The 10,086-nt window shown below is 37.4% G+C and carries 14 protein-coding genes and 1 pseudogene; all 15 read left to right on the forward strand.

From position 1 onward, the window contains the following. Nucleotides 1–471: pseudogene (locus UC75_RS19765) on the forward strand (DNA polymerase III subunit delta'); the annotation flags it as partial. A 10-nt stretch (nucleotides 472–481) separates the two neighbouring features. Further along, the gene (locus UC75_RS02060) at nucleotides 482–823 is read left to right on the forward strand and encodes a PilZ domain-containing protein (RefSeq protein ID WP_003651467.1); all 342 of its coding nucleotides are present in this window, start codon (nucleotides 482–484) and stop codon (nucleotides 821–823) included. A 17-nt stretch (nucleotides 824–840) separates the two neighbouring features. After that, nucleotides 841–1,614 carry a TatD family hydrolase gene (locus UC75_RS02065; RefSeq protein ID WP_049836519.1) on the forward strand — a complete coding sequence of 258 codons (774 nt, stop codon included), beginning with the start codon at nucleotides 841–843 and terminating at the stop codon, nucleotides 1,612–1,614. Nucleotides 1,615–1,650: 36 nt separating this feature from the next. Next, on the forward strand, nucleotides 1,651–2,259 hold the full coding sequence (locus UC75_RS02070; protein WP_013198082.1) for a TetR/AcrR family transcriptional regulator: 609 nt from the start codon (nucleotides 1,651–1,653) through the stop codon (nucleotides 2,257–2,259). A gap of 9 nt (nucleotides 2,260–2,268) precedes the next feature. Further along, nucleotides 2,269–2,823, forward strand: coding sequence for a type II secretion system protein (locus UC75_RS02075; protein ID WP_049836520.1), 555 nt, complete (start codon nucleotides 2,269–2,271; stop codon nucleotides 2,821–2,823). Then, on the forward strand, nucleotides 2,813–3,193 hold the full coding sequence (gene gspI, locus UC75_RS02080; protein ID WP_049836521.1) for a type II secretion system minor pseudopilin GspI: 381 nt from the start codon (nucleotides 2,813–2,815) through the stop codon (nucleotides 3,191–3,193). Before UC75_RS02075 ends, gspI begins: the two co-directional genes overlap by 11 nt. Beyond that, the gene (gspJ, locus tag UC75_RS02085) at nucleotides 3,193–3,894 is read left to right on the forward strand and encodes a type II secretion system minor pseudopilin GspJ (protein WP_049836522.1); all 702 of its coding nucleotides are present in this window, start codon (nucleotides 3,193–3,195) and stop codon (nucleotides 3,892–3,894) included. The genes gspI and gspJ overlap by 1 nt, the downstream gene beginning before the upstream one ends. Beyond that, the gene (gspK, locus tag UC75_RS02090; RefSeq protein WP_049836523.1) at nucleotides 3,894–4,853 is read left to right on the forward strand and encodes a type II secretion system minor pseudopilin GspK; all 960 of its coding nucleotides are present in this window, start codon (nucleotides 3,894–3,896) and stop codon (nucleotides 4,851–4,853) included. The genes gspJ and gspK overlap by 1 nt, the downstream gene beginning before the upstream one ends. Nucleotides 4,854–5,082: 229 nt before the next feature. Then, nucleotides 5,083–5,679 carry a 6-pyruvoyl trahydropterin synthase family protein gene (locus UC75_RS02095; protein WP_004792725.1) on the forward strand — a complete coding sequence of 199 codons (597 nt, stop codon included), beginning with the start codon at nucleotides 5,083–5,085 and terminating at the stop codon, nucleotides 5,677–5,679. Nucleotides 5,680–5,732: 53 nt separating this feature from the next. After that, nucleotides 5,733–6,446, forward strand: a complete 714-nt coding sequence (gene ung, locus UC75_RS02100) for a uracil-DNA glycosylase (protein ID WP_049836524.1) — start codon at nucleotides 5,733–5,735, stop codon at nucleotides 6,444–6,446. Continuing rightward, a complete protein-coding gene (locus UC75_RS02105; RefSeq protein ID WP_111853773.1) occupies nucleotides 6,443–7,567 on the forward strand; it encodes an enoyl-CoA hydratase/isomerase family protein in 1,125 nt (374 codons plus the stop codon). Before ung ends, UC75_RS02105 begins: the two co-directional genes overlap by 4 nt. A 5-nt stretch (nucleotides 7,568–7,572) precedes the next feature. Continuing rightward, complete coding sequence (gene tadA / locus UC75_RS02110; protein ID WP_049836526.1) at nucleotides 7,573–8,076, forward strand: tRNA adenosine(34) deaminase TadA; 504 nt, start codon at nucleotides 7,573–7,575, stop codon at nucleotides 8,074–8,076. Nucleotides 8,077–8,143: 67 nt separating this feature from the next. Beyond that, entirely contained in the window at nucleotides 8,144–8,584 is a 441-nt protein-coding gene (locus UC75_RS02115; RefSeq protein WP_013198075.1) for an SRPBCC family protein, read from the forward strand. Nucleotides 8,585–8,594: 10 nt separating this feature from the next. After that, on the forward strand, nucleotides 8,595–9,275 hold the full coding sequence (gene cmk / locus UC75_RS02120) for a (d)CMP kinase (RefSeq protein WP_049836527.1): 681 nt from the start codon (nucleotides 8,595–8,597) through the stop codon (nucleotides 9,273–9,275). Nucleotides 9,276–9,386: 111 nt separating this feature from the next. After that, a partial coding sequence (locus UC75_RS19770) for a S1 RNA-binding domain-containing protein (RefSeq protein ID WP_228137021.1) occupies nucleotides 9,387–10,086 on the forward strand: 700 nt, incomplete at its 3' end.

Below are 10,086 nucleotides of genomic sequence, written 5' to 3' on the forward strand. Positions count from 1 at the left end.
GATCGCATTTCATATGAGCAAGCTACTTCATATTTGAATGAGCATTTATCTGAAATTGCAGAAGTCCAACCTGATTTATTGCTTGGTCTATCTAATGATATGCCTTTACAAGCTATAGAAATTGCAAAAAGTGATTGGTTTACTAAACGACAGACTTTCTTAAATGACTGGCTAAAAATTGTAGCTCAAAAAAATATGCCTTTATTTTTCTCAGGAAAATGGCAAAAAGAATTAAGTTTTAGCGATTTTATCGTACTTTTTGAGTACTTGTTGGGAGATTTAATTTGTGTCAAGCTAAATCAACCGCAGAAAAATACAGATTTAGATTTTGATCAATTAAGTCCATATTACGATTTAGAAAGCTTATTCAATATTTATAGTGAACTACAACAAGCAAAAAAGCTGGTTGAGCAAAATGTACAAAGTCAACTTATTATAGATCAATTGTTTATAACGTTAATGAATGTTTAAGGGGAAGATTATGCAGCCGCAAATGGGGGGGATTATTCAGGTAAATATTCCTGATAGAGCTACTTTACAAGCAAGCTATATGGGATATGTGCAAGGTGGAGGCTTATTTGTACCATCAAAACAAAAAGTAAAAATGGGACAAGAAATTTTCATTTTAGCTACTTTGCCTGAGCAGTCTCAAAAGATTCCTCTTACAGGTAAGGTGATTTGGATATCGCACAAGCAGAGTGGATTTAAACCTCAAGGTTTTGCTATTCAATTAAGTGGAGATAAGGGAATTTACTATAAAGCTGAGGCAGAAAGAGTTTTGGCTGGTAGTATGTCTCTAGATCGTCCAAGTTATACCATGTAATCAAATAGGATAGAAAAGTGTTTGTTGATACGCATTGCCATTTAACGATGTTAGATTTAACGCCTTATAACGGCGATCTGGACCTTGCGCTCGCAGCAGCGCGAGCAGAAGGTGTGTCTAAATTTATGGCAATATCCGTTGATCTTGATGACCACATTGCACTAGCAGAGATTGCAAAGAGACATGAAGACGTTGGCTATACTGTAGGTGTTCATCCTTGCGAAGATGTCGATACGATGGCTCGTGCCACGACCGAATACTTGATTGAATTGGCTCAGTCGAAAAAAGTATGGGCTCTGGGTGAAACTGGACTGGACTACTATCACAGTACAGATTTTGTTGAAGAGCAGAAGGCATGTTTCGCAAGACATATCCAAGCTTCAAAAACTGTAAAAAAACCAGTTGTCGTTCATACGCGTTCAGCAAAGCATGATACGGTAGATATTATTCGTGCTGAAAACTCCACCCATGGAATTTTGCATTGTTTTACCGAAGATTGGGAAACAGCAAAGGCTGTTCTGGATTGTGGTTATTACATTTCTTTTTCAGGTATTGTGTCATTTAAAAATGCACAAGACTTGCGTGATGTAGCTAAACAAGTGCCATTAGATCGGCTTTTAATTGAAACAGATAGCCCTTATTTAGCACCTGTTCCATACCGTGGAAAAACAAATGAACCAAAATATGTACCTTATGTAGCCAAAGCGCTCAGCGATGTATATGATAAATCGGTTGAGGAAATTGCAATGATCACCTCACAAAATTTTGAGAACTTGCTAAAAGCGATTTAAGTTATAGAAACTATATAAGAGAGTAATTGCGTGAAGATGGATCGTCAGGCTCAGTTCCGAGCAAGAGAAGTATTAATATTTCAGGTTGCGGAGCAATTATTGCTAGAAAATGGCGAAGCCGGAATGACACTTGATGTGTTGGCTGCTGAGCTTGATTTAGCAAAAGGAACTTTGTACAAACACTTTCAAAGTAAAGATGAATTGTACATGCTATTGATTATTCGTAATGAACGTATGTTACTCGAAATGGTTCAAGATACTGAAAAGGCCTTTCCAGAACATTTGGCCTTTTTTATGCTGCATCATTTACACCATCCTGAACGGACAGTTTTATTTCATCAAATTGAGGAAAAACTTTCGATTACAGCTCAAGGGGTGCATCACCTTTTTAATGAGCTTTATCAAGTGCGTAAACAGCGATTACGAATTATCATTCGCATGACTGATCACTATTTAGAATCGATTCAAAGCAATATGACAACTCGAGATTATCTGGCTTCTATTTGGTCGTTAACGCATGGTGCAGCAGCTATTCTCAACTCAAGTTTTTACCAACGCTATTTAGGTTCACGGGATACTTTAAGAGTGGCTTATATTGATCAGGCATTAGCCTTACCTAAACAAACTGCTGAACAATATGCTTAATAGGTCGATATGAAATCTCAATCACCGCCTAAATCACAAAAAGGTTTTACCCTCATTGAAGTGATGGTGGTGATTGTTATTATGACGATTATGACCTCTCTTGTTGTACTTAATATAGGTGGGGTTGACCAAAAGAAAGCGATGCAAGCAAGAGAGTTATTTTTGCTTGATGCACATAAAATTGGTAAAGAGTCACTTGATCAGTCTCGTGTTTTAGCTCTATCTACTATGAGTGAAACTGACGTTTCTCCATTTTCTTATGAGCTGTATGAATACCACGATCAGAGTAAATTACAGGTACAAGATTTAAAAAATCGTTGGCAGAAATACCCAGAATTTACTACGCGCCAATTGCCTAAACATGTATCGTTTACAGTACAACCTCTAGATGGTCAAACCTATTCAAAAGCTACCAATACAGATTTAATTGGCGGGCAGACTCCGCAGTTAATCTGGTTTGGAAATGGTGAAGCTAAAACAGTTAAAATACAGTTTTACTTTGAACAAAAACCAATTGGTTCAGAAATACAGATTGATCATTTGGGTAAAATAAATGAAATCTAAAGGCTTTACTCTATTAGAGGTAATGGTAGCTTTAGCAATTTTTGCGGTAGCTGCCGTCGCGTTAACTAAAGTGGCCATGCAATATACCCAATCTACCTCAAATGCAATTCTTAGAACAAAAGCTCAGTTTGTAGCAATGAATGAAGTTGCCTTAATGGAGATAAATCAAGAATGGCTTCAAGGTACTCAAAGTAAGCAAGTTACTTCTCAAGGTGAAACCTGGCAGATTGATAAATCTGCTGAATCTACAGTCAGCCCGAATGTTCAGAAAGTAGATTTGCAAATTAGCTTATATGATTCTGATAAAGGGAAAGTTGAAAATGGTATTACCCACTTGGTATTTTTTAATTATCCAATGAAAGCAAAATAATGATAAAAAATAAATATCTTCGCTCGAGAAGTCCAGTTTCTCGTCTTACGGCACGATCGAGCAGTGCTCGATTAACTCGTGCCTCAGGATTTACTTTAGTTGAGCTTTTAGTCGCAATTGCAATTTTTGCTGTTCTATCTTTGTTGGGTTGGAAGATCTTTGATTATTTATTAAAAGTCCGTGATCGTAATGCACAACACGAAGTACAGTTATTCGAATTACAAGATGCTTATCAACAAATTTTACGTGATACATTGCAAATTATACCTTTATCGGCTAATCAAGGCGGGCAACTACGTCCAGCCTTAGAACTTGATAATCAAGTTCTTCACTTTAGTAAGGCTGGTGTTACGGATCCCTTAAAACAAGGGTTGTCACCTTTTGAGCGTATTGAATATCGATATGATCCTGATCAAAAAAAGCTTTATCGTCTTAAATATAGTAATTTAAATACTTCAAACAGAGAGCAACCACTATCAAGTACGCTGTTGAGCCAAGTTGAACAATTTCAAATTATGGTACTCACGCCTCAAGAAGTGACAAAGTGGCCAGAAATTAATATTGATCCCACAAAACCTGAAGAATTTAGAAAGTTGCCGAAAGGAATAAAAATACAACTCACAGTTGCTGGTGTAAGTTATGAGTGGATTTATAGCTTAAATCAAGGTGATTTATCGCTCTCCAATAAAGGAGTGGGATAGTGTTGCATTATAAAAAAAGCCAGCAAGGCGTTGCTTTGCTCACTATTCTAATTATGGTTGCTTTGGCTACAATTTTAGCTGCCTCTATTGCAAAGCATCAAACTAATACCATGGAAAATACTGGCTATTTAATGCGTCAAAATCAGTCATTACTCTATGCAAAAAGTGCAGAGGCCTTTTTTTCTGAATTATTAATTCAAGATGCAAATAATGCTGGTGGCGTTGATCATTTAAAAGAAACATGGGCACAGCCGATGCCACCTTTTCCAATAGAAGATGGAACAGTATCAGGGCGTTTACTGGATGAGTCAGGCAAATTTAACCTAAACAATTTGACGACGAATGAAGGTAAGGTAAACGAAGCTGCTAAAAATTGGTTTGAGCGGTTACTTGTACGTGTAGGCTTGCCAGCAGAATTAAGTCAAGCAGTCATTGATTGGCAAGATCCAGATGACGAACCATCTGGGCCTATGGGTGCTGAAAGCAGTTATTATGAAGGTCTCGATCCTAGCTATTTAGCTTCAAATGCTAAATTTCATCGTATTGAAGAGTTAAAATTAGTAAGAGGTTTTGACGGTAAGAAATATGATCTAATTGCTCCTTATATTTCTGCATTACCTGAAAATACAAAAGTGAATATTAATACAGCCTCGCCATTAGTTTTAGCGAGTATTGATCCAAAATTAGATTTAGGGGTGGTAGAAAAAGAGCTTCAGATGCGCCAACAGAATTTAAAATTCTTTCAAAATGTTGATGAATTATGGCAATTGAATGCTTTTTCAACAGTCGACACTCAAAAGAGAGCTGAAGTGAATAGCTTGTTAGATGTAAAGTCGAGTTTTTTTCAAGCACAAATTGAGGTCGTGCTAAATAATCGGAAAAGACAATTTACAAGTGCACTAATGCGTAATGATAAGCAGGTTTATGTTTATTCTAGAAATATGTCACCATTTAACTGATTGAAAAATTTTAGTTTATTTGTTTTTTATCATGTTGTTAAAAAGTCATATTTAGAAACTTCTCTGATGACTAAATAAAATGAAGATAAATTTTCTATATATTTATCTTCAATATTTCTTCACAAGTCTTATCATACTTTTCGCTAATTGTTTCTAATTGAAAAGTGGTGCGAAGTTTTCGTCTTTTGCTTTATAATAATGTTCCTAGAAGGAATGATCGATTTGGCACATGTTAATTCGTAAGTTATTTAAGTTTGAAAATGCACATGTTGTACGTAACTGTACATCGGATCGTTGTAAGCGATCAATTCATGGACATAGCTATAAAGTCGAATTATTGCTTAAAGCTTCGAAATTAGATCATGGACAAATGGTTTATGATTTTGGGCTTCTAAAAGGAGTAATAAAAGACCTTATTGACAGCTTTGATCATGCAATCTGTTTTTGGGAAAAAGATGATTCTCAATACATTGATGCTTGTCAGACTTTTAGTGCTCGTTGGATTTCTTTACCTGTTTCACCTTCGGCTGAACAGTTTTCACGTATTTTCTTTTATCTAGCTCAGCAAGTTTTACAATCAACCATCACTCAAAATGGGGAAGGTGATGTTGAGGTTTATTCAGTTATTGTTCATGAGACTGATACTGGATATGCACAAAGCTTTATTGAAGATATTCAAAATGAACAAATGGGGATTTTAAGTCTCGATGGAATTGTTTTTTCAGAACAAATTCAGATAGAGTGGGCAAATCCTCAAATGTATGAAGACTTGAAAAATGGGATTAAGTTTAATAATCCTCAAGTTGATTTACAAGTCGAAGTATAAATCGAATTACTTACAGTATTTGTAGAATTGAAAATTGATCTAGGATGACATTAATGCAATTAACTGAGCAACAGCAAGATAAACTCAGTAAAGTTCAATTAGAAGAAAGCTGGAAAATATCTTTAGCGCCTTTTTTGTTAAGCCCTCAAATGGATAATTTGCGCGATTTCTTATTTCAAGAGAAACAAGCACAAAAAATAATATATCCACCGAGTAAACAAATCTTTAGTGCTCTAAATACGACACCATTGGCTGATGTGAAGGTCGTTATTCTTGGACAAGATCCATATCATGGACCAAACCAAGCAAATGGATTAAGTTTCTCCGTTCAAAAAGGTATTGCATTACCACCATCTTTACGTAATATTTTTCATGAATTACATACAGATTTGGGTATTCCAGCTCCTCGTCATGGCGACTTAACGAAATGGGCTACGCAAGGCGTACTTTTACTGAACAGTGTGCTTACTGTTGAAGCTGGACAGCCAACCTCACATCAAAAGCAAGGTTGGGAAGCATTTACTGATGAAGTCATTGATATCCTGAATGAGCAAAGAGAACATATAGTATTTATTTTGTGGGGTGCTTATGCACAGCGCAAAGGACAACGTATAAATAGAGATAAACACTTGGTTTTAACCGCTGCACATCCATCGCCCCTTGCTGCAAACAGAGGTGGTTTTTTTGGATGTAAAGTGTTCTCAAAAACAAATCAATATTTGAAACAACATGGCATTGAGCCCATAGACTGGCAATTGGACGCATGATGAACTCTCCCAATCTAAATAACTATCACCCGGACTTGGTGGTCGAAGAAGCAAAAAACGGCTGGCGTATAGTACGTTTGAATCGTCCTAAATCATTGCATGCTTTAGATGAATCAATCGTAACGGCATTATTACGAGTATTTGAAGATTTTCGTGATGATGAAAGCGTTAAAGCAATTTGGTTGGATTCAACAACACCAAAAGCTTTTTGTGCAGGTGGTGATGTTAGAAAATTACGTCAACTTGTTATAAATCAAGAAGTAGACACAGCGAATAAGTTTTTCCAGCAAGAATATGCTTTAGATTTACTCTTACATAATTATGCTAAGCCTGTAGTTGTTTGGGGCGAAGGTTATGTTATGGGTGGTGGTTTGGGCTTGTTTATGGCAGCACCATTCCGTCTAGTAACTCCATATTCTCGTTTAGCTATGCCTGAAATTAATATTGGTTTATATCCAGATGTGGGGGCGAGCCGCTTCTTGGCAGATCGTGGTCCAATAGGCTTGTTTACTGGTTTAACTGGTTCAATCATGACAGCTGCTGGGGCATATAGCATCGGTTGGGCTACACATATTTGTGAAGCACAGCGTGATAATGTTTTGCAAAAAGTTTTAAATATTAATTGGGCTCATTATCCTGCTGGGGATTTCCGCGCAATTGATGATACTTTAAATAGTTTGCATCGTCCGGTTGCGGCAGGCCCATTACAGAACTCGCTAGACGTGATTCATAGCGTTTGTCGCGGTTTTAATTTTGAACAAGATTATCAAGCTATTGTGAGCTTGCGTGATGCGAGCAGTGATTGGTTACGCCAAGCGAGTGAGAACTTACAAAAAGGATCTCCTAGTACTGCGGCAATCACTTGGTTGCTGTGGCAATGGGGTAAACAGATACATTCTTGGGATGAGGTTTTTGATCTTGAAGCTCAGATTTCTGAGTGGAAAATTCGTCATCCTGACTTTGTTGAAGGGGTTCGTGCACGGTTAGTTGATAAAGATTTATCGCCAGAATGGAAGCCATGTGAAGACTTAAGCTTAAGAGGCATATTAGCTGATTGTCCGCCAGTGACTTCAATAGATAGCTGGAATGCGTTACTTAGACAACACGGTGTGATCACCTAAAATACATGACTGAATATAGTGATGAATATTGGATGCAGCTTGCTTACGAGCAAGCTGAATTAGCTGCACAGCAGGGTGAAATTCCTGTTGGTGCGATTGTAGTAAGCCAAAATCGAGTGATTGGATCTGGCTATAATGCTCCAATTAGTTTGTTAGACCCAACTGCACATGCAGAAATTCAAGCTATCCGTGCAGCATGCTTATCATTAAATAATTATCGATTACCTGACGATGCGACTTTATATGTCACTCTTGAGCCATGCACAATGTGTGTAGGCGCATTAGTACATGCAAGAATCAAACATGTGGTTTTTGGTACAACAGAACCTAAAGCAGGTTCATTGGTAAGTGCTCGTCAGTTACTACAAGATGGTTATTACAATCATAAATTTACTTTTCAACAAGGTTGTTTACAAGAAAAATGTGCCCAACAACTCAGTCATTTTTTTAAACAAAGACGCGAGCAAAAGAAACAAGAAAAACAACAGAAAACGTCCTTAAATGATTAAAAAGTAACACGAGCTTATGGCAAACTAACGCGATTTTACTGCCATGTTTTTTAATAAGGAATATTCAATGCGTAATGTAATTACCGTAAAAAAAGAATTTAATGCTCCTCTTAGTGACGTATTTAATTTGCTTTCTAAACATGCAACTTACAATACTGCTTTTGCGCCATTACAAGTCGTACGTGTGAAAGACTCAGCAGATTCTAAAAGACCTGATGGTTTAGGTTCAGTTCGTCGTATGGGGTTTGGCCCAATCAAGCCAATTAAAGAAGAAATTACCTTGCTTGAAGAAAATAAAAGCATTGAATATAAATTAATAGACAATCCTTTGATTAAACACCATTTAGGTCGAATCGAGTTTTCTGAAATCACCCCATACATAACTTTAGTTACATATCGCATCGAGTTAACGGCAAAAGCTCCAGTGGTAAGTAAATTAATCCTTGCACAGCTAAAACTAGCCATTACACTAGGCTTTTCGAGATTAGCTAAAGCAGTTGCTTCTTAGTGAGAGTTCAATGACAGTTCAAATTATTACTATTGATGGTCCGAGTGGTTCGGGTAAAGGGACATTGGCAGCAAAACTTGCAGCATATTATCAATATCACTTACTCGATTCTGGTGCCTTATATCGTTTATTGGGGTTGTCATTACATAAGCACGATTTATTAGATAAATTAGACAGTCAACTCGACGAATGTATTCAATATGCACGTCAACTAGATATTAAATTTGAAACTTCCGCAGCAGGTATTCTAGTTTTTCTAGATGGCGAAGATGTATCTCAAACAATTCGTACAGAACGTGTGGGTGAATATGCATCGAAAGTTGCAGCAATTCCTGAACTTAGACAGGCATTATTTGAGAGACAAAGAGCTTTTGCACAAAAACCTGGCTTAGTTGCAGATGGCCGTGATATGGCAACAGCTATTTTTCCAGAAGCAAATGCAAAAATTTATCTGACTGCTTCGGCTGAGTCGCGTGCTGAGCGAAGAGTAAAACAGTTGCAGGGCATGGGCCTAGATGCTAAAATAAACGACATTTTAGCTAATATACAGGCGCGTGACAAAAGAGATATGGAGCGAGAAGTTGCTCCGCTCAAGCCAGCCAAAGACGCTTATATCATTGATAGTTCGGAATTAACGATCGATCAGGTATTTAAGTTGATGGTTGATTATGTCGATAGCCGTACCATTTAGCAAATAGAATTATCAGTTGACGCATAGCTTGATCAGTCTATAAAGACTATGTTGATACTTAACTAAACCGGCCTTGTCTGATCCAAGACCGCTGAATTTATCAGGTATATCATGACCGAATCTTTTGCAGCCCTCTTTGAAGAAAGTGAATTAAACCTCAACGTTGAAAAGGGTGCAGTCATCCAAGGTGTTGTTGTAAACATCGATAGCGACTGGGTAACTGTTGACACTGGCCTAAAGTCTGAAGGCATTGTTGACCGTGCTGAATTTTTAAATGAACAACGTGAACTTGAAGTTCAGGTTGGTGATACTGTTGACGTGGTTGTTGAAGCTCTTGACAACGGTATGGGTCAAACAGTTTTATCACGTGAAAAAGCTAAGCGTGCTGAAACTTGGACTAAACTTGAAAAAATCTTTGAAGATGGCGAAATCGTTACTGGTGTTATCTCTGGTAAAGTTAAAGGCGGTTTCACTGTTGACATCGGTCCTGTTCGTGCATTCTTACCAGGTTCATTAGTTGACACTCGTCCTATCCGTGACACTACTCACCTTGAAGGTAAAGAGTTAGAGTTTAAAGTAATCAAACTTGATGCTAAACGTAATAACGTTGTTGTATCTCGTCGTGCTGTTATGGAAGCAGAATCTTCTGCTGACCGTGAAGCATTACTTGCTCAACTTGAAGAAGGTCAAACAGTTACAGGTACAATCAAAAACCTTACTGATTACGGCGCATTCGTTGATCTTGGCGGTATTGATGGTCTTCTCCATATCACAGATATGGCTTGGAAACGTATCAAGCATCCTTCAGAAG

The sequence above is a fragment of the Acinetobacter sp. V2 genome, assembly GCF_001188385.1.
Lineage (GTDB): Bacteria > Pseudomonadota > Gammaproteobacteria > Pseudomonadales > Moraxellaceae > Acinetobacter > Acinetobacter oleivorans.